The sequence below is a fragment of the Streptomyces sp. CRCS-T-1 genome (assembly GCF_024442335.1).
Lineage (GTDB): Bacteria > Actinomycetota > Actinomycetes > Streptomycetales > Streptomycetaceae > Streptomyces > Streptomyces koelreuteriae.
In genome coordinates this window covers 8,256,402-8,275,433 of the sequence record NZ_CP101651.1, presented here as the reverse complement: position 1 = coordinate 8,275,433, position 19,032 = coordinate 8,256,402, and the positions used below count along the sequence as shown (strand labels likewise).

Sequence of the window (19,032 nt, the reverse complement as noted above, 5' to 3'; positions counted from 1 at the left end):
GCTGCGGGCTCCGATCGGTCCGTCAGGAGTGGTGGAACAGGCGGCGGGAGAGGGTGTTGACCTGGCTGCCGGGGACGACGTACTGCTCCGCCGCCTCGCGCCAGACCTTGAAGTGGGGAGCGGCGCGATGGGCCTCGACGGCGGTCTCGTCGTCGTAGATCTCGTGGAAGACGAAGTGGTGGTCGTCCGCCAGGTCGCAGACGACGTCGAAGTAACGGCAGCCCGCCTCGTCGGTGAAGGAGCGCTCGGCGTTCTCCTCGATGGCTTTGAGGAAGTCGTCACGGCGGCCCGGGACGACCTGGAGGGATACGGTCAGCGCGATCATGCGGGAAGCTCCTCGGAGGCGGCGGGCAGGGGTACGGCGGTGGCCTCGGCGATGCGCGCGAGGGAGGTCCAGGTGTCGTCGACGACGGTGATGCCTTCGGTGCGCAGGCGCTCGGCGGTGCGGATCTCCGGCTCGCCCGGGACGAAGATCTCGGCTGTGCCCGGGGCGGTGGGGGTGGACTTGGTCTCCTCGATCAGGGCCTCCATCCGGCGCTCGAAGTCGGCCGGGTCCGCCATCGACCGGATGTCGACGCAGATCAGCAGGTGACCGACGCCGCTGCGGCCGGTGGGCCGGTAGGGACCGACCACGGAGGAGCCGAAGGCGCTGCCGGTCAGCACGCCCGCGAGCACGTCGAACATGAAGGAGATGGCGTAGCCCTTGTGGCCCGCCATCGGCAGGATCAGGCCCTCGATGGCGCGGCGCGGGTCGGTGGTCGGCACGCCGTCCGCGTCAGCCGCCCAGCCCTCGGGGATCGGCTCGCCGCGCTCCCCCGCGTGGTAGATCTTGCCGCGCGCGACCGCGGTGTTGGCGATGTCCATCACGACCGTGCCGTAGCGGCCGCCGGGCGCGGCGATCGACCACGGGTTGGTACCGACCCGCTTCTCCTTCCCACCCCACGGCGCCATCGCCGGGCTGGCGTTGGTGGCCAGCAGCGCCACACAGCCCTCCGCCGCGGCCCTGCGCGTGAAGTAGGCAGCCGTTCCGAAGTGCCCGGAGTCGCGCACCGCGACCGCGCTGATCCCATGGCGACGGGCTCGCTCCACGCCCCAGGTGACCGCGCGGTCGGTGAGGACCTGGCCGAGACCGTCGCGACCGTCCACGACGAGGACGGCGCCGTTGTCGCTCACGACCTCGGGGGTGGCGACCGCGGCGGTGGCGCCGCTTTCGATCCGGCTGAGGTACCACGGCAGGCGCAGCATCCCGTGCGACGGGTGCCCCCACAGCTCCGCGGTCACCAGCGTGTCGGCGAGCAGCGCTGCGTCCGCGGGCGGGACGCCGTGGGCTTCGCTGGCGGCCGCGGCGAACTCCAGCAGCTCGGCGGCGCCGACGGTGTACGGCATGAGACGGCCCCTCACTCCAGAACGATGTATCCATTACTGTATACAGCAGTGGATCCAAGAAAACCACAGCAGGGCGAGCGCGTGGAAACCGCCTTCCCCGCCAGGGCTTCGAGCGGCGAATCAGCCCGCGATGTCCACCTGGACACCGACCCCGAGGGCCAGGTCGTGGCTGGTCAGACTGTCGATGAGGGCTTGCAGGGTCTGCGCGAGGTGGTGTCGGCAGGCCGCCTCCGCCGCCTGGGCGTCCCCCTGTGTGATGGCCTTCAGCATCGCGCGATGCTCCTCCAGCGACGTCAGCATGCGGCGCGGCCCGCTGTGCGAGAGGTGCCGCAGCCGCACGGTCTGGCCGCGCAGGTCCCGGATCGTACGGGCGAGGTACGGATTGCGGCAGGCGGCAATGACCGCCTGGTCGAACCCCTCCGTGACCTCGTAGAACTCCTGGTAGGAGCGGACCTGTTCAGCGGCGTCGAGCGCGCGGAAGGACGCGTCGAACTCCTCCAGCCGCTCCAGCAGTCCGCGAAACGGCACCAGCACCCGCTCGTCACCCGTACCCGCCGTCGCGACCGATGCGGCCGCGCGGGGCTCCAGCAGCATGCGGAACTCGAACAGGGCCCGCACCCCGCCCAGCGAGATCGCGGCCACCCTGGCCACCTCACCCGGTACGAAGTCGACCAGGCCGTCCCTGGCCAGCCGCCTGATCGCCTCCCGTACGGGCGTCCGCGAAGCGCCGAGCTCCTCGCTCAGCTGGACCTCGCTGAGCTTGGCGCCCGGGCGCAGCCGCAGCGACTCGATGTCGCTCTTCAGCCGCTCGTAGACCGCTTCGCTCTTACCGGTTGCCCGCGCCATGGAACTCCTCGTCGCTCCGCCACACATCAAGCTGTATACAGCGTAGCGCGCGTCAGCCGGCCCAGCGGGCAGATGTGGCGGTGAGGAGGGCCGGTCCGGGCCGGGGTGCCTCAGTCGTCGGGGACACCGGCACCGCTGAGGGCCCGGACGGTCTTCTCCGGGTGGGCGAGGGAGCGTGCGCCGAGGCGGAACTGGTCGAGCTTGTCGACGATGGTCTGGCCGACCGGTAGGTGGCCCCAGACGCTGATGCCCTGGTGGGTGCCGGGCTCCCAGGTGCTCTCGTCGATGACGATCGGGTTCCAGCCCACCTCCCACTCGAAGCCCGAGGGGGTGCGGGCGTAGTAGGACAGTTCCTTGTCGTTGGTGTGCTGGCCCACGGACAGGGCCATGTCGAAGCCGAGTTCGTGCACGCGCTCGTAGCTGCGGGCGAGGTCGTCGAGACTGGCGGCCTGGATGTTGAGGTGCTGGACCCGGGTGCGGATCGGGTCGATCGGCAGACCGCGGACGGCGGCGATCGCGAGGGAGTGGTGGCGCTCGTTCACGCGCAGAAAACGGATCTTGAGCTTGACGCCGCTGATCGTCTCGTCGATGTAGTCGGTCAGGCGGGCGTCGAAGACCGTGGTGAAGTAGCCGCGCATCAAGGCGGGCTTGGCGGAGGTGATCGCGACGTGCCCCATGCCGGCCTCGCCGGTGACCCATCCGGAGGCGAGCATGCGCAGGGGTTCGGGTGAGGTGACGGGCGTGGTGTAGATCTCCTGGGTGATGCCCTTGGGTCCGGGGAAGCGCAGCAGGCGTTCGACGCCGCGCAGCTCCGCCTCTTCCTCGGTGCCTTGGACGACGGGTACGCCGTGGGCGCGTACGCGGTGCTCGATGCGTTCGAAGGTCGTGTGGTCGTCGATGTGCCAGCCGGTGGCGACGACGTCCTCGGCCGGGCCGCGGCGCAGCAGGAAACGGCATTCCTGGTCGTCGAGGCGGAAGCGCATCACGTCCGTCTCGAGGTCGTCGTGGTGCATGCCGATGGCGTCGGTGCCGAAGCGCCGCCAGTCGGTGAAGCGGTCGGTCTCGATGACGATGTAGCCGAGGTGGACGGCGCCGAAGACGGATGCGCCCGGAGTGATGGTCATCGCCTGCCTGCCAGGAAGTCGGCGCACAGCCGGTTGAACAGCTCGGCGCGTTCGAACTGCACCCAGTGCCCGGTGTTGGCGACCTCGTAGAGATCGCAGTTGGGCATGCGCTCGGCCAGCATCCGGCCGCCGGACGGCCGGTTGACCTTGTCCGCCGCGCCCCACAGCACCAAGGTGGGCACCGGCAGCCTCGACACGCGCCGGTCGCGCGTGAAGTCCATCTTCCACAGCGTGCGCAGAGCGTTCGGGCCGGACGGGCGGCGCAGCGGTGGGGCCGCGACCACCTCGGGGTCGATGCTCGCCTCGTAACGCGCGTCGATCACAGAGTCCGGCACGTCGGCTGCGTTGAAGACCAGGTGGTTGCGGATGAACTTCTCCAGCTTCAGCCGCGAAGGCCCGTCGCCGGAGTAGTAGTCGAGCAGGCTGTTGAGCCCCGGGGTGGGCAGGGCGCGGGTGGTGCCGATGCCGCCGGGGCCCATCAGCACCATGCGGTCTACCCGGTCCGGTGTGTCCAGGGCGAGGCGCAGGGCGCAGGCGCCGCCGTAGGAGTTTCCGACCAAGTGGGCCTTTTCCAGATCGAGTTCGTCCATCAGCCCGCGGATTCCCCCGGCGAGGTAGCCGAAGGGATCGGCGCCGTCCATGCCCTTGGTGCTGCGGCCGTAGCCGGGCAGGTCGGGGACGATGACCCGGTACTCCTCGGCCAACGCGGCGATGTTGCGGGAGTAGTTGGAGACGCCGGAGGCGCCAGGGCCGCCGCCGTGCAGCAGCAGCGTGGGCGGGCCGTCGCCGGTCTCGGCGACGAAGATCTTCTTGCTGTCGATGTCGAGCAGGGACTCCCGCATCGTCGGCAGTGCGGTGTGCGTGGGCATGGCGCTCCTTCAGCTGGAGGTCGAGGCGGTCGCATGCGGGGCCGGCGCGAAACCGGCCGGGGGCGGCGGGAGGGGAACGCCCCGGCCGGCGGCGGCGTACACATAGGCGTCCGGGCGCAGGGCGAGCGTGGCCGCACGGTGTGCGGCCATCCAGGCGAGCAGCACACCGTCGCTGTCGACGACCGCGCCCTCGGCCGGGCGTGAGCCCGCCGGCAGGACGGTCAGCGAGGGGACGCCGGGGCGGTCCCACGCGGGCTGCGGGGCGGACCGTCCACCGTGCAGAAGCAGCCAGCGTCCGCCGAGCACGTCGTCGAGGCGGACCCGGGCCCCGTCGGGGCCGGTCACCCAGGGCTGGGGGATCTGGCGCCCGGAGGCTTTCGTGCGCGGACGGGCCAGGAACCCCTTGGCGTAGCGGGCGACGGGAATCCAGTGCGCGTCGACCAGCCGGCCGCTGAGGGCGGACGCCCGGCGGAGGGCGTGCAGCGTCGTGTCCCGGATCCTGGCGACGGTCAGCCGTCGTTCGGTGATGAGCTTCCCGGTGAAGACGGCCCGCCGCGTGATCTCCTTGACGTGCGGCTTGCGTTCGGTCTCGTAGGAGTCGAGGACGGTCTCGGGCAGTTCGCCGCGCAGGACGGCGGCGAGCTTCCAGCAGAGGTTGGCCGCGTCCCGTACGCCCGCTGCCATGCCCTGGCCGATCCACGGCGGCATGGCGTGCGCCGCGTCGCCCGCGAGGAAGACGCGGCCGGCCCGGAAACGGGCGGCGAAGCGGACGTGGTGACTGTAGACGGTGGCCCGCAGGATCCTGATCTGGTCCCGGTCGATCCCGTACTTGGCCACCATCGAGTAGATCGCGTCGTCGGTGGTCAGATACGCCTCGTCGTCCCCCGGCAGGATCGGGAACTCCCAGCGGTGATGCCCGAGCGGAGTCGGACAGTCCACCGCGGGGCGCGCCGGGTCGCAGCGGAAGCGCAGCCGGTCATGGTCGGGCCAGGGCTTGAGCATCTCGGTGTCGATGACCACCCAGCGGTCCTCGTACGTCTTGCCCTCGTAGCCGATGTTGAGCTGGGCGCGGGTCAGGCTGGAGCCGCCGTCGGCCGCGATCACGTACCTCGCGCGGATCCGTCGTACGGAGTCGTCGGCGGTGCCGACCACCGTCAACTCCACCCCGTCGGCGTCCTGGCGCAGCCGCAGGCACTCGTGGCGCAGCAGGATCTCCACGCGGGGATAGCGATCGACGCCGTCGCGCAGGACCTGCTCCAGCGCCGGCTGGTAGAGGAACATCTGCGGCGGATGACCGTGCCCGCGCGGCGCGGGGCAGGCGCTGAGGAAGGTGCGGCCGCGTGCGTCGACGAAGTCGAGCGGCCGCTCGGCCAGCATGTCCTCCTTCAGCCGGTCCGCCAGCCCGATCCGCTGCCAGATCCGGATGACCTCCTCGTCCGTGGAGATCGCCCGTGCCCGGGAGTAGATCTCGGCGTCGCGCTCCAGCACGACCACCCGCAGGCCCAGCGCGCCCAGCAGATTCGCGGCGGTCACTCCCGTGGGCCCGTAGCCGATCACCGCCACGTCGTACACGCCGGGATCGGCTCCGTCCGCGGGGCTCTCCCCGGCTCTGACCTCGGCACTGGCATCGCTCACCAGGTCACCTCACTGTCCTGCGTCGGCTCTTCGTTGCAGCGGCTTTGCTGTAGCGTTTACTCCAATTGGAACGGTCGCTACGCTAATCCGGGTGCCGGAGGCGGTCAAGAGCCGGTGCGACAGGAAGGGCACGTCACATGACCTGCGGGTACCAGGGCACGTCGATCGCCGCGGTCATCGGGCGCAGCTTCGAGACCTGGCCGGCGGCCGTCGAACTTCCCGGGGAGGAGACCGGAACGCCGGCGGAGCGCATGGCGGTGATGGCGATGCGCGTGGCGGAGTCCCTGGTCGACACCCCGGTCTGTCCTGTCCTCCGATCGCTACCGGGCATCGGCAGCGACTCCAGTCCCACCCGCCACCGACCTCAGTGGGCGGGCTCACCGACACCCCTCTGCCCTCCCTGGACCCTCCCGCCACCGCTCGTCGAGCCCGTCGGCGCGCGGGGCGTCCTACGCCCGGAAAGACTGTGACCGGCGTCGCCTCGACCCGCGTACGCCAGAAAGCCGAGAGGCCTCACCATGACCACCGCACCCCGCCGGATCGACGTCCACCAGCACGTCGTCCCGCCCTTCTACCGTGACGCGCTCACCCGGGCCGGCATCGCCGAGGCAGGCGGGCGCGCCCTGCCCGACTGGAGTCCCGAGGCCGCCCTGGACCTGATGGACCTGCTGCGGACCGAGACGGCGATCCTCTCCGTCTCCACCCCCGGCACGGGCTTCCTCACCGACCCCGGCGAGGCCGCCGGCCTGGCACGGCGTCTCAACGACCACTCCGCCGCCGTCACCGCCGAACACCCCGACCGCTTCGGGTGGTTCGCCACGCTGCCCATGCCCGATCTCGGCGCGTCGGCCAAGGAGGCCGAGCGGGCCTTGGCGGAACTGGGTGCCGACGGGGTCACCCTGCTCTCCAACACGCAGGGCACCTACCTCGGCGGCGAGGGGCAGGACGCGCTGTGGCGGGTCCTGGACGCGCGCGGTGCCGTCGTGTTCGTCCACCCCGCCGACCTCCCGGCACCCGCTGTCGACGGCATCCCGCCGTTCGCCGCCGACTTCCTCCTGGACACCACCCGCGCCGCGTACCTGCTCGTCCGCAACGGCGTCCCGCGCCGTTACCCGAACATCCGGTTCGTCCTCAGCCACGCGGGCGGCTTCGTCCCCTACGCCTCCCATCGCATGGCCGTCGCCATCGCCGCTGACACCGGGCGCAGCCCCCTGGACACCCTGGACGATCTCCGCGGCTTCTACTACGACACCGCCCTCTCCTCCAGCCCCGCCGCCCTGCCCACCCTGCTCGCCTTCGCCCGCCCCGGGCACGTTCTGTTCGGCAGCGACTGGCCCTTCGCACCCGCCCCAGCCGGCCAGTACTTCGCAAGCGGCCTCGACAACTGGGTGGACCCTCACATCCTCACGGCCGTCAACCGCACCAACGCCGAAGCCCTCTTCCCCCGCCTGGCCGCGCGGGCGCCCGCGCAGGCTCCGGCCCGTCCGCTCCCGGTGCGGCTGCGTCAATCCGCCCAGCGGGCCGGCGCCCGCCTCTTCTACAAGCTCATCCAGCCGGGAACCAACTGAGAGCGACCCTCCCCTCAACCACCCCCACGCAGCACACGGGACAGCCCCAGAGCCGCTGTGCGCACGGCGGGGGCGAGTTGGGCGGGGCTGAAGCGGGCGCGGGGTACGGCCACCGAGAGGGCCGCGACCGTGGTGCCGCCGGCGAAGACGGGGGCCGCGATGCAGCTCACGCCCAGGGCGGCCTCCTGCTCCTCGTAGGCGAGACCCGAGACCCGGATCTTCTCCAGGGCCATCCGCAGACGGTCCTGGTCGGTGATCGAGTGGGGTGTGAGGCTCGGCAGCGGCCGGGACAACACCTCCTCGGTCAGCTCGGCGCCCGAGAAGGCGAGCAGGGCCTTGCCTACGCCGGTACAGGTCAGCGGCAGGCTGCCGCCGATACGGGACGGCAATTGCAGGGCCGCGTGGCCGTGGATGCGCTCGAGGTAGACCACCTCCAGGCCCTCCCGTACACCGAGGTGGACCGTCTCGCGGGTTGCCTCGAACAGGTCCTGGAGGAAGGGCAGGGCCGTCTCCCGCAGATCGAGCCGGTGCGGGACGAGCGAACCGAGCTCGAACAGCTTGCCGCCGAGCCGGTACTGGGCACCGGAGCGTTCCAGCCAGCCCAGCCGCACGAGGTCCGCCGCCAGCCGGTGCACCGTGGGCTTGGGCAGGCCCGTGCGCTCCGAAAGTTCCGACAGACGGTACGGTCCGCCACTCGGAGTGAAGGCATCGAGGATGGTAGCGGCCTTCTCCAACATGCTGGCGCCCGCGCTGTTCCGTGTCACGGAACAAAGTTTGTGCCCTCCCCGGGGGCGATGTCTATATCGATGTCCTACCCGATCGATCTCCTATCCGCCGCTTCTCCCGCCTCTTGGAGGTATCCCCGTGTCGACCGTGCCCCACGGCGTCTGTCCGAACGCCGCCCCACCCCCGGCCGTGGTCAAGGCCGCCGACCTGCTGACGGAGGCCGCCCGCACCGGTGCCGCCTGCCCGCCGGTGCGTGAACTGTTCGCCGACGGCGGCGATCTGGAGACCGCGTACGCCGTGCAGCAGCTGAACGTGCGGCGCGGCCTGGACGCCGGCCGGCGGATCGTCGGCCGCAAGATCGGTCTGACCTCCGTGGCCGTTCAGCGCCAACTCGGCGTGGACCGTCCCGATTTCGGTGCGCTGTTCGCCGACATGGCCGTACCGGACGGCGGCGAGGTGCCGGCCGGGCGGCTGCTCCAGCCGAAGGTGGAGGCCGAGGTCGCGCTGGTGCTCGGGCGGGACCTTCCCCACCGCGAGTGCACCGTCGTCGACCTGCTGCGCGCGGTCGACTTCGCACTGCCCGCGCTGGAGATCGTCGACAGCCGGGTGCGGGGGTGGGACATCTCCCTGGTCGACACCGTCGCGGACAACGCCTCGTGCGGGCTGTACGTCCTGGGCGCCACTCCCGTGCCGCTCACCGCGGTGGACCTGCGCGCGGTGACGATGACCATGACCCGTGACGGCGGGACCGTCTCCGAGGGCACCGGCGCCGACTGTCTCGGCAGCCCCCTCAACGCGGCGGTCTGGCTGGCGTCCGCGCTCGCCGAACGGGGCGATCCGCTCCGGGCGGGTGACCTCGTACTGACCGGCGCCCTGGGCCCGATGACGCCCGCCTCCCCCGGCGACGTCTTCGAGGCCCGCGTATCGGGCCTCGGCTCCGTGCGGGTCGGCTTCGCCTCGGAAGGAGACCAGCGGTGAGCACCAAGGTCGCTGTCATCGGCTCGGGCAACATCGGCACGGACCTGATGATCAAGATCCTTCGCCTGTCGGAGAGCCTCGAGATCGCCGCCATGGCAGGCATCGACCCGGCCTCCGACGGCCTGGCCCGGGCCCGCCGTCTCAAGGTGGCCACCACCCACGAGGGCGTCGAGGGCCTCGTCGCACTGGACGAGTTCGCCGATGTCGAGATCGTCTTCGACGCCACCTCGGCCGGCGCCCACCGTCACCACGAGGAGATCCTGCGCCCGCTGGGCCGGACCCTCGTCGACCTCACCCCCGCCGCGCTCGGCCCGTACGTCGTACCGCCGGTGAACGGCGACGCGCACCTGGACGCGCCGAACGTCAACATGGTCACCTGCGGTGGCCAGGCCACGATCCCGGTCGTCGCCGCGGTGAACGCGGTCACGCCGGTCCACTACGGCGAGATCGTCGCCTCCATCGCCTCCCGCTCCGCCGGTCCCGGCACCCGGGCGAACATCGACGAGTTCACCGAGACCACCTCCTCCGCCGTCGAGCAGGTGGGCGGGGCCCGGAAGGGCAAGGCGATCATCGTCCTCAACCCGGCCGAGCCGCCGCTGATCATGCGGGACACGGTGCACTGCCTGGTCTCCGACTGCGCCACCGAGGCCGTCACGGCGTCGGTCGAGGACATGGTCGGCCGTGTGCAGGCCTACGTTCCCGGCTACCGGCTCAAGCAGAGGGTGCAGTTCGAGCGCGTGCGCGCCGACGACCCGCTGCGCACCCTCGCCCCCGGCGCGGGCGAAGCCCTCAAGGTGTCCGTCTTCCTCGAGGTCGAGGGCGCCGCGCACTACCTCCCGGCCTACGCCGGGAACCTCGACATCATGACCTCGGCCGCGCTGCGCACCGCGGAACGCATGGCCGCCCACCAGACCACGGAGGTGGCAGCCCGATGACCCGTCTCTACGTCCAGGACGTGACCTTGCGGGACGGCATGCACGCCGTCCGGCACCGCTACTCCGTCGACCAAGCCCGCGCCATCGCCGCCACCTTGGACGCCGCCGGTGTGGCGGCCATCGAGATCGCCCACGGCGACGGCCTGGCCGGCTCCAGCATCAACTACGGTGTCGGCGCCCACACCGACTGGGAGTGGATCGAGGCCGTCACCGAGGTCACGCAACACGCCGTGCCCACGACGCTGCTGCTGCCCGGCATCGGCACCCTGCACGACCTCAGGCAGGCGCACGCCCTGGGCATCCGCAGCGTCCGCGTCGCGACGCACTGCACCGAGGCCGACATCTCCGCCCAGCACATCGCCGCCGCACGGGACCTGGGCATGGACGTCGCCGGGTTCCTGATGATGTCCCACATGGCCGAGCCGGCTGAACTCGCCCGCCAGGCCAAGCTGATGGAGTCCTACGGCGCCCACTGCGTGTATGTCACCGACTCCGGCGGCCGGTTGACGATGGACGGGGTCCGCGACCGCTTCCGCGCCTACCGGGACGTCCTCGACCCGGCCACCGAACTCGGCATCCACGCCCACCACAACTTCGCCCTGGGCGTCGCCAACACCGTCGTGGCCGTGGAGAGCGGCGCGATCCGGGTCGACGCCTCACTCGCGGGACAGGGCGCGGGGGCGGGCAACTGCCCGCTGGAGGCGTTCATCGCGGTCGCCGACCTCATGGGCTGGGACCACGCCTGCGACCTGTTCCCCCTCATGGACGCCGCCGACGACCTCGTACGCCCCCTGCAGGACCGTGAGGTCCGGGTGGACCGCGAGACCCTCAGCCTGGGCTACGCGGGCGTCTACTCCAGCTTCTTGCGCCACGCCGAGACCGCCGCCGCCCGCCACGGCCTGGACACCCGCGGCATCCTGGTCGAGGTAGGACGACGACGCATGGTCGGCGGCCAGGAGGACATGATCACCGACGTCGCCCTGGACCTGGTGGCCCGGGCGGAGGCGACGCGCTGATCCCGAGGGCGTCAGCGCCGCACTCGCGGCATCCCCAGCCCGATCCACGAGATGATCTCCCGCTGGATCTCGTTGTTGCCGCCGCCGAAGGTGAAGATGACCGCCGAACGGTAGCCGCGTTCCAGTTCGCCGTGCAGGACCGCGCCCGCCGAGCCCTCCTTCAGGGCTCCGGGGGCGGCGACGATCTCCATGAGCCAGGCGTATGCGTCGCGCCGGGCCTCCGAGCCGTAGACCTTGACGGCGGAGGCGTCCTGCGGGGTGAGGGTGCCCTCCTGGACGGAGTTGACCATCTGCCAGTTGAGCAGCTTGAGGGCGTCCAGCCGGGCGTGGGTGCGGGCCAGGAGGCGGCGTACCCAGGGCAGGTCCGCGACGCGGCGGCCGTCGGCGAGCTTGGTCTCCGTCGACCAGCGCTGCACGTCGTGCAGGGCGCGGATGGCCATGGTGCCGTGGGCTGCCAGGGTCACGCGCTCGTGGTTGAGCTGGTTGGTGATCAGCCGCCAGCCCTGGTTCTCGGCGCCGACCCTGCGGGAGACGGGGACGCGGACGTTCTCGTAGTAGCTGGCCGTGGTGTCGTGCGAGGCGAGGGTGTTGATCAGGGTGCAGGAGTAGCCGGGGTCGGTGGTCGGCATCAGCAGCATGGTGATGCCCTTGTGCGGCGGGGCGTCCGGGTCGGTGCGCACGGCCAGCCACACCCAGTCGGCCGTGTCGCCGTTGGTCGTCCAGATCTTCTGGCCGTCGACGATGTACTCTCCCCCACTCTCGGCTTCGCTCGAGCGGGAGGTGCCCCCATCCTCTCGCACCGCACGGGTCCGCAGGGACGCGAGGTCGGTGCCCGCGCCGGGCTCGCTGTAGCCGATGGCGAAGTCGATCTCGCCGGAGAGGATCTTCGGCAGGAAGTAGGCCTTCTGCTCGTCGGTGCCGTACCGCATGATCGTCGGCCCGACGGTGTTCAGGGCCATCAGGGGCAGCGGGACGCCGGCCTGGGCGGCCTCGTCGAAGAAGATGAACTGCTCCATGGCGGTCAGTCCACGCCCGCCGTACTCCTCGGGCCAGCCCACGCCGAGCCAGCCGTCCGTGCCGAGCCGCCGGATCGTCTCGCGGTAGAACCGCTTCTGGGCGGCGGGGTCGCCGTGCCGGGCGTAGGCGCGGTCCGGGACCAGTTCGGCGAAGTAGGCGCGCAGTTCGATGCGCAGTCGCTGCTGCTCGGGCGTGTATTCGAGGTGCACGGCGCCTCCAGGCTCCCCAAGGCCGGTCCTGTCGGCGGACACCGTAGAACGTGTTTCAGAAATAGGGAATGGCGATGTCGGTACAGGTGTCGGTACAGGCGTCAGTTCAGGGTGGCGAGGAAGTCCGTGCACGCCCGCGCGCACGCACGGCATGTCGACGCCGAGTCCTCCGCGCCCGGCTGCCGGTCGAAGGCGTGGGCGGCCTCCAGGCACACGGTCCGGCACCACTCCACCTGGGCGCGGATGGTGCTCTCGTCCACCTGGTTCTGCTCGGACAGCACACGGCACGTCGCGTCGCAGACCTCGGCGCACATGATGCCCTTGCGTCGTACGAGCTCCTGGTTCTCGGTGCCGTCCGGATCCACGAGGCTCGCGCGCAGCGCGCACGCCCGCGCGCACTCTGTGCACGCCTGCGCGCAGGCGAAGCGGTCCTCCAGGAACCGGAACAGCTCCTGCTGGGATGTCGTCGAAGTCACACCGCGCGGGTAGCCCGGGTCGAGGTCCGTCAAACCCGGTGTTCCCAAGGGAGGCGCCCGATGTGGGCAGGTTCGTGGTGAGGGCCAGGGGTACCCGCGCGCCATGACTACCGCATGGATGGAGATGGCCGCGGGCCGTGGCGCCCTCGGCATCGGGCTGGTCGTGGCGGGTGTGGTCGTCGTGGCCCTGCTGCTGGGGGCCTTCGTCCTCGGCGTTCGCATCAAGCGCAGGGAACTGCCCACGCCGCGCCCCGAGGAGCAGCCGCGGCTGCCCGACGACGGCCCGGTCCGCGAGGTCAGTGAGCGCCGGGAGCCCGAGGAGGTGCCGCGGGGCGAGGGCCGCCTGACGCCGCACCGGCTGAAGGCCCACGGCAACGTGAGCGACCGCAGGAGCGCGTCGCAGGAGCGGCCCCGGTGGAACAAGGGCAGCAGCGGTTCGGTCGGCAGCGGAGGCCCGGGCGGCGGGTGATCCCGCGCGGCATCGCCGACCGGGCGGCCAAGCGCCCCCGGAGTACCAGCGCCCACGGCCTGCAGGAAAAGGGCCCGTGCCTGCGCACGGGCCCTTTTCCATGCCCAGGTCAGGCCGGCGTGAGGTGGATCACAGGATCCGGGTGCAGCGTGGGGCGGGGTCCAGCGTCTTCTCACAGGTGTAGGAGGCCACTGAGACGCGGGACGGTGAGGATGGAGCAGGTTCGGGCGGACGGCTTCGACGAGTTCGTGGCCGCCCGTTGGTCGGCGCTGCTCCATGTCGCGCGACTGCTCACGGGGGGCGACCGGCAACGGGCCGAGGACCTGGTGCAGGAGGCCCTGGTGAAGCTGTGGTTCGCCTGGCCGAAGGTCGCGGACCAGGCCCCTGAGGCGTATGTCCGCACGGTGCTGGTGCGGATGGCGGCGCGCTCGGCGCGGCGGCGCTGGTGGGGCGAACGCCCGGTGGAGCAGCTGCCGGACCGGGCCGACCCGGGCGATGTGTCCTCCACCGTGGCGGAGCGCTCGCGGCTGGAGGCCGCGCTGGCGCTGCTGTCGCCGAAACAGCGGGCGGCGGTGGTGCTGCGTTATTACGAGGACCTGCCCGAGGCCCAGGTCGCCCAGGCGCTGGGCTGTCCCGTGGGCACCGCACGGTCCCACGCGTCACGCGGAGTCGCACGGCTCCGCCAGATCCTGTCCGACGCCGTCAGGCCCGTGGGGTGAAGGGAGACACGATGGACGACTTCGAGCGGGACCTGTCGCGGCTGATGCGCGACACCCAGCAGCACACCCCCTACGAGCCCGCGCAGCGGCAGCGGCTGCACCAGGGCATCCGGGCCCGCCGCCGGTCGCGGATGCTGTGGAAGGCGGGCGGCTCCGCAGTGGCGGTGGCCGGGCTCAGCGTCGGGCTCGCGCTGCTGCCCGGCATGCTCACCAAGGCCCAGCCCGCCGATCCCCGGCCGCAGCCCGCCACCAGCCCGACGCCCACGCACGACGACGGGCCGACGACCGGCGCCCCGGATCCGAGCCCTCCTCCGACCGGTTCGGCGACGTCGGTGCCGGCGACCTCACCCGGCAGCAGTACTCCGACCGGGACCACGAGCTCCCCGGCCGGCCCTCCGCCGACCGCCACGCCCTCCGAGAGCAGCACCACCACGACATTCCCCTCCGCACCCCCTCCCCCGACCCGGACGTCGGCCCCGCCGTCCGCCCTGGAGACGACACAGGAGCCCTCAGCATCGGTCAGTTCCGAGTAGCCGCCTGAGAGGCGATTCCCGCCAGGGGCGCCGTCACCCCGCATTCCCTTCACCGCACCACCGACACGGGCGCCTTCGGCATGCCCCGAACCGGCGCTCGCGTATGCCGCGCGCCAGAAAGAGACCGGTAAGCAGCCATGAGAACCGCACGGCGGCTGGCCCTGATCGACCGCCCGACCTCAGAGCTCGCCGCGTTGCCGCGCCGGGCGCCCCTGTCCGCGCACCACCGGGACCCCGTCCTCGACGTGGTCGTGCCCGTGTACAACGAGGAGAACGACCTGGAGCCGTGCGTGCGGCGGCTGCACGCGCACCTCGGTGAGACGTTCCCCTACGCGTTCCGGATCACCATCGCCGACAACGCCAGCACCGACGGGACGCCGCGGATCGCCGCGCGGCTGGCGGCCGAACTGCCGGGCACGGACTGGATCCGGCTGGCCGAGAAGGGGCGGGGCCGGGCGCTGCACACCGCCTGGTCGCGCTCCCGTGCCCCGGTGCTGGCGTATCTGGACGTGGATCTGTCCACCGACCTCGCGGCGCTGCTGCCGTTGGTCGCGCCGCTGATCTCGGGGCACTCGGACATCGCCATCGGCACCCGTCTGGCGCGTGGCGCGAGGGTGGTCCGCGGACCGAAACGGGAGCTCATCTCCCGTTGCTACAACGGGCTGTTGCGCTCGACGCTCGCCGTGGGCTTCTCCGACGCGCAGTGCGGTTTCAAGGCGGTACGGCGGGACGTCGCCGAGCGGCTGCTGCCGCTGGTGGAGGACCAGGGGTGGTTCTTCGACACCGAGTTGCTGGTCATCGCCGAGCGCGCGGGGCTGCGGATCCACGAGGTGCCGGTGGACTGGGTGGACGATCCCGACAGCCGGGTGCGCATCGTCTCCACGGCGCTCGCCGACCTGCGGGGCATGGCGCGGCTGGGCCGGGCCCTGGCCTGCGGCAGGCTGCCGCTGAGCGCGCTGCGCCGCAGCGACGGCGACCTCGCCGGGGAGCTGCCGGCGGGCCTGGCACGGCAGGCGGTGCGTTTCGCCGCCGTCGGTGTCGCCAGCACCCTGTGCTATCTGCTGCTCTACGTCGGGCTCAGACCGGCGACGGGGGCGCAGGCCGCCAACGCGCTCGCCCTGCTCGCCAGCGCGGTCGCCAACACCGCGGCCAACCGGCGGCTCACCTTCGGGGTGCGGGGGCGCGGCGGCGCGCTGCGCCACCATCTCAAGGGCCTGGCGGCGTTCCTGGTCGGGCTGGCCCTGACCAGCGGTTCCCTGGCCGCCCTGCACCGCACCGCGCCCGGGGCCGGCCGTGAGGTGGAGCTCATGGCCCTCGTCGCCGCCAACCTGGCCGCGACGCTGCTGCGTTTCCTCCTCTTCCGGGCCTGGGTTTTCCCCGCCCGCGACAACGACCGCCGTACGACAGGATCCTCATGAGCACCGTCGAGCTGAGCCGACCGCCGTCCGGCCACGGGGCTCCTGAAGTCACCCGTGGATCAGGGGAGTTCCGACGGCGGCTGCGTTGGGCCGCCGTGCGCTACGGTCCCGTGCTGCTGACGTACGGCGTGCTGAAGCTGGCCGGCTTCGCCGTCTTCATGTACCTGCTGGACTCGGCGGGCGACTTCCGGAAGAAGAACCCCCGCTTCGGCGGCGGCGAGCACCCCTGGGACGTCCTGGCGAGCTGGGACGGCTGGTGGTACCAGCAGATAGCCGAGCACGGGTACGACCCCGCCCTGGAACCCGTCCCGGGCGCGACCGGCCTGATCACCCTGGAGGGCAACTCGGCGGCGTTCTTCCCGCTGTACCCGGCGCTGATGCGCCTGGTCTCGGAGTGCACCGGGCTCGGGCTGTTCGGCGCCGGCCTGACGGTCTCCGTGCTCGCCTCGTTCGTGGCGGCGCTCGGCATCTACGCCGTGACGCGTCGGCTGGGCGGCCACCGGGCCGGTCTGGTCGCGGCCGGGCTGTGGGCGGTCTGGCCCGGCTCGGGCACGGAGTGGTCGGGCTACTCGGAATCCCTCTACACCGCTCTCGCCGTGTGGGCCTGCCATGCCGTCATGTCCCGCCGCTGGCTGACGGCCGGTCTGCTGACCTTCGCGGCCGGGCTCTGCCGTCCGACCGCCGCCGCGCTGGTCGCCGCCCTCGCCGTCGCCGCGCTGCTGTCCCTGCGCCGGCGCGCGGACGGTGTCCTGCGCCCGCTGGCCGCCGTGGCGATCGCGCCACTGGGACTGTTCGGCTATCTCGCCTGGGTCAACTACCGCATGGGCGACATCAACGGCTACTCCAAGCTCCAGGACGGCGCGTGGGCCCACAAGTTCGACTGGGGAGCCCATACGTTCAAGGTGCTGACGTCCCTGCCCGTCGGGCACTTCGACTATCTCTTCGCCAGGGCCTTCGAGGACGTCATCGGCGTCTGCGTCGTGCTGGCGGTGCCGGCGCTGACGGTGCTGCTGCTGCGGCTGCGCCCGCCGGCCGTGCTCGTCGTGTACACCGTGCTGTCGTACCTCATGGTGATGACGACCCAGCAGATCTTCGGCAACGTCTCGCGCTATCTGCTGCCGCTCTTCCCGCTGTTCGTCCCCCTCGCTCTCGCGATGAGCAGGCTGGGATGGCCGTCGCTGGTCACGGTCCTCGGCACGGCCGCGCTGGCCTCCGGGTCGTACGCGGGGTATGTGCTCTTCGAACTGGGAGTGCCCTAGAGTGCCGCCGCTGAGGCGTGAGATGCCTCCGAAACATTCCCTTCACGCAGGAAGTATTTAGGGGTAACGCCCGCTGCCTACGGTGCCTGCCTGTCGTCCCCAACCCGCAGCGAGGAGGCGTGGCATGAGTACGGAGCCACGACTGGCAGAAGTCACCGACCCGGAACCGGCGCAGCAGGCGGCGCCGCGTTCCGACCAGGCCGTCAAGGAGACCCTGGAGGACTACACCCTCCGCTTCGCGCCGCGCAGTTACCGGCGCTGGACTCCGATGGTGGTGGCGACGACCGCGCTCGGCGGCATCGCCTACATGGCCGACTTCTCCATCGGCGCCGGCATCGGCCTGGCCCACGGCACCGGCAACGCGCTCCTCGCGATCGGCGTCGCCGCCGTCGTCATCTTCGTGACCGGCTTCCCGCTCGCCTACTACGGGGCCCGCTACAACATCGACCTGGATCTGATCACGCGCGGCTCCGGCTTCGGCTACTTCGGCTCGGTCCTCACCAGCGTCATCTTCGCCAGCTTCACCTTCATCTTCTTCGCCCTCGAAGGCTCGATCATGGCCCAGGGCCTGAAGCTGGGCCTCGGGCTGCCGCTGTGGCTGGGCTATCTGGTCTCCACGCTGATGGTGATCCCGCTGGTGATCTACGGCATGACGGCGCTGAGCAAGCTCCAGGTGTGGACCACGCCGATCTGGCTGCTGCTGATGGTCGGCCCGCTGGTCTATCTGGTCGCCACCGACCCGGGGACCGTCGACCGCTTCCTCGCCTACGCGGGCACCGACGGCGAAGGCGGCGTCAACACCGCTTCCGTGCTGCTGGGCGCGGGCGTGTGCCTGTCGCTGATCGCGCAGATCGGCGAGCAGATCGACTATCTGCGCTTCATGCCGCCGAAGACCGAGGCGAACAAGCGGAGTTGGTGGACGGCCGTGGTGATGGCCGGCCCGGGCTGGGTGGTGCTGGGCGCGCTGAAGCAGGCCATCGGCGTGTTCCTCGCGGTCTACATCATCGCCGAGGTCGGTCCCACGGCGGCGCCCGAGCCGATCCAGCAGTTCAAGCACGCCTTCGACGCGATGATGCCGTCCTGGATCGTCCTCCCGCTGGCCGTGGCCCTGGTCGTGATCAGCCAGATCAAGATCAACGTGACGAACGCGTACTCCGGCTCCCTCGCCTGGACCAACTCCTTCACCCGGGTCACCGGGCGCTACCCGGGCCGGATGGTCTTCGTCCTGGTCAACCTGGGCTTCGCGCTGGTCCTGATGGAGGCCGACATGTTCAGCTTCCTCAACAGCATCCTGGGCTTCTACTCGAACTGCGCGATCGCCTGGGTGGTCACCGTCGCCACCGACATCGGCATCAACAAGTACGTGCTGAAACTGTCCCCGCACGCCCCCGAGTTCCGCCGCGGCATGCTCTACGCCGTCAACCCGGTCGGTGTCGTGGCCTTCGTGGCCGCGTCCGGGCTGTCCATCGCCATGTACTTCCACGCGCTGGGCGACACGCTCCAGCCGTACTCCCCCGTCGCCGCGGCCGTCATCGCCTTCGTCCTCACACCGCTGATGGCCGTCGTCACCAAGGGCAAGTACTACCTGCGGCGCACGGACGACGGCATCCCCGAGCCGCTTCTGGACGAGGACGGCAACCCCAGCGCCGTCACCTACGAGTGCCATGTGTGCCGACAGCAGTTCGAGCGGCCGGACGTGGCCGCCTGCCGGACACACGACGCCGTGGTCTGCTCGCTCTGCCTGAGCACCGACAAGGTCGGCGACCATGTCCTGCCGGCGGCGCCCGCCGTGGTGTGACGCCTGATTTCCCCCTCTCCGGCGAAGCCTTTCGCCTCGCGGGGCGGCATA

The 19,032-nt window shown here is 71.3% G+C and carries 20 protein-coding genes; 10 read left to right on the top strand and 10 right to left on the bottom strand.

What is annotated here, in order from left to right; all coding sequences use genetic code 11:
- Positions 1 to 22: 22 nt before the first annotated feature.
- The 7 genes from NNW99_RS37420 to NNW99_RS39265 all read right to left on the bottom strand — a co-directional run bounded on the left by NNW99_RS37420 (position 23) and on the right by NNW99_RS39265 (position 6,155).
- Positions 23 to 325, bottom strand: a complete 303-nt coding sequence (locus NNW99_RS37420) for a putative quinol monooxygenase (protein WP_215123823.1) — start codon at positions 323 to 325, stop codon at positions 23 to 25.
- Positions 322 to 1,386, bottom strand: coding sequence for an Ldh family oxidoreductase (locus NNW99_RS37415; RefSeq protein WP_215123821.1), 1,065 nt, complete (start codon positions 1,384 to 1,386; stop codon positions 322 to 324). The genes NNW99_RS37420 and NNW99_RS37415 overlap by 4 nt, the downstream gene beginning before the upstream one ends.
- Before the next feature lie 120 nt (positions 1,387 to 1,506).
- The gene (locus NNW99_RS37410; protein WP_215123819.1) at positions 1,507 to 2,232 is read right to left on the bottom strand and encodes a GntR family transcriptional regulator; all 726 of its coding nucleotides are present in this window, start codon (positions 2,230 to 2,232) and stop codon (positions 1,507 to 1,509) included.
- 110 nt (positions 2,233 to 2,342) lie between these two features.
- Positions 2,343 to 3,356, bottom strand: a complete 1,014-nt coding sequence (locus NNW99_RS37405; protein WP_215123817.1) for a VOC family protein — start codon at positions 3,354 to 3,356, stop codon at positions 2,343 to 2,345.
- Positions 3,353 to 4,225, bottom strand: a complete 873-nt coding sequence (locus NNW99_RS37400) for an alpha/beta fold hydrolase (protein ID WP_215123815.1) — start codon at positions 4,223 to 4,225, stop codon at positions 3,353 to 3,355. The genes NNW99_RS37405 and NNW99_RS37400 overlap by 4 nt, the downstream gene beginning before the upstream one ends.
- 9 nt (positions 4,226 to 4,234) lie before the next feature.
- Positions 4,235 to 5,788 (bottom strand): bifunctional 3-(3-hydroxy-phenyl)propionate/3-hydroxycinnamic acid hydroxylase, encoded by a 1,554-nt coding sequence (locus NNW99_RS37395; RefSeq protein WP_215124597.1) that lies wholly within the window; start codon positions 5,786 to 5,788, stop codon positions 4,235 to 4,237.
- 205 nt (positions 5,789 to 5,993) lie between these two features.
- Entirely contained in the window at positions 5,994 to 6,155 is a 162-nt protein-coding gene (locus NNW99_RS39265; protein ID WP_215123814.1) for a hypothetical protein, read from the bottom strand.
- 223 nt (positions 6,156 to 6,378) lie between these two features.
- Between NNW99_RS39265 and NNW99_RS37385 the strand changes: the two genes are divergently transcribed.
- Complete coding sequence (locus NNW99_RS37385) at positions 6,379 to 7,428, top strand: amidohydrolase family protein (protein ID WP_215123812.1); 1,050 nt, start codon at positions 6,379 to 6,381, stop codon at positions 7,426 to 7,428.
- Positions 7,429 to 7,442: 14 nt separating this feature from the next.
- On the opposite strand, the gene NNW99_RS37380 is transcribed toward NNW99_RS37385, so the two are convergent.
- Positions 7,443 to 8,165: an IclR family transcriptional regulator gene (locus NNW99_RS37380; RefSeq protein ID WP_215124596.1), complete on the bottom strand. Its 723-nt coding sequence runs from the start codon at positions 8,163 to 8,165 to the stop codon at positions 7,443 to 7,445.
- Between the two features lie 127 nt (positions 8,166 to 8,292).
- On the opposite strand from NNW99_RS37380, the gene NNW99_RS37375 reads away from it, so the two are divergent.
- From NNW99_RS37375 to dmpG, 3 genes are read left to right on the top strand one after another with little or no spacing between them, the layout of a single operon-like run.
- Entirely contained in the window at positions 8,293 to 9,132 is an 840-nt protein-coding gene (locus NNW99_RS37375; RefSeq protein WP_251058043.1) for a 2-keto-4-pentenoate hydratase, read from the top strand.
- Positions 9,129 to 10,067, top strand: a complete 939-nt coding sequence (locus NNW99_RS37370; RefSeq protein WP_215123803.1) for an acetaldehyde dehydrogenase (acetylating) — start codon at positions 9,129 to 9,131, stop codon at positions 10,065 to 10,067. The genes NNW99_RS37375 and NNW99_RS37370 overlap by 4 nt, the downstream gene beginning before the upstream one ends.
- Complete coding sequence (dmpG, locus tag NNW99_RS37365; RefSeq protein ID WP_215123796.1) at positions 10,064 to 11,083, top strand: 4-hydroxy-2-oxovalerate aldolase; 1,020 nt, start codon at positions 10,064 to 10,066, stop codon at positions 11,081 to 11,083. The genes NNW99_RS37370 and dmpG overlap by 4 nt, the downstream gene beginning before the upstream one ends.
- Positions 11,084 to 11,094: 11 nt before the next feature.
- Here the strand turns inward: dmpG and NNW99_RS37360 are convergent, their stop codons facing one another.
- Together NNW99_RS37360 and NNW99_RS37355 are read right to left on the bottom strand one after the other, a co-directional pair.
- Positions 11,095 to 12,309 (bottom strand): acyl-CoA dehydrogenase family protein, encoded by a 1,215-nt coding sequence (locus tag NNW99_RS37360; RefSeq protein WP_215123794.1) that lies wholly within the window; start codon positions 12,307 to 12,309, stop codon positions 11,095 to 11,097.
- 101 nt (positions 12,310 to 12,410) lie between these two features.
- Positions 12,411 to 12,785, bottom strand: coding sequence for a ferredoxin (locus NNW99_RS37355; RefSeq protein WP_215123792.1), 375 nt, complete (start codon positions 12,783 to 12,785; stop codon positions 12,411 to 12,413).
- A gap of 103 nt (positions 12,786 to 12,888) precedes the next feature.
- Between NNW99_RS37355 and NNW99_RS37350 the strand changes: the two genes are divergently transcribed.
- The 6 genes from NNW99_RS37350 to NNW99_RS37325 all read left to right on the top strand — a co-directional run bounded on the left by NNW99_RS37350 (position 12,889) and on the right by NNW99_RS37325 (position 18,981).
- Complete coding sequence (locus NNW99_RS37350; protein WP_215123790.1) at positions 12,889 to 13,254, top strand: DUF6479 family protein; 366 nt, start codon at positions 12,889 to 12,891, stop codon at positions 13,252 to 13,254.
- 212 nt (positions 13,255 to 13,466) lie between these two features.
- Positions 13,467 to 13,973, top strand: coding sequence for a SigE family RNA polymerase sigma factor (locus NNW99_RS37345; protein ID WP_215123788.1), 507 nt, complete (start codon positions 13,467 to 13,469; stop codon positions 13,971 to 13,973).
- An 11-nt stretch (positions 13,974 to 13,984) separates the two neighbouring features.
- A complete protein-coding gene (locus NNW99_RS37340; protein WP_215123786.1) occupies positions 13,985 to 14,506 on the top strand; it encodes a cellulase in 522 nt (173 codons plus the stop codon).
- A gap of 137 nt (positions 14,507 to 14,643) precedes the next feature.
- Positions 14,644 to 15,924: a bifunctional glycosyltransferase family 2/GtrA family protein gene (locus tag NNW99_RS37335; protein ID WP_215123784.1), complete on the top strand. Its 1,281-nt coding sequence runs from the start codon at positions 14,644 to 14,646 to the stop codon at positions 15,922 to 15,924.
- Positions 15,921 to 17,183: a glycosyltransferase family 39 protein gene (locus tag NNW99_RS37330; RefSeq protein ID WP_251058042.1), complete on the top strand. Its 1,263-nt coding sequence runs from the start codon at positions 15,921 to 15,923 to the stop codon at positions 17,181 to 17,183. The genes NNW99_RS37335 and NNW99_RS37330 overlap by 4 nt, the downstream gene beginning before the upstream one ends.
- 124 nt (positions 17,184 to 17,307) lie before the next feature.
- Positions 17,308 to 18,981 carry a cytosine permease gene (locus NNW99_RS37325; RefSeq protein WP_215123782.1) on the top strand — a complete coding sequence of 558 codons (1,674 nt, stop codon included), beginning with the start codon at positions 17,308 to 17,310 and terminating at the stop codon, positions 18,979 to 18,981.
- The last annotated feature ends 51 nt before the right edge of the window (positions 18,982 to 19,032 follow it).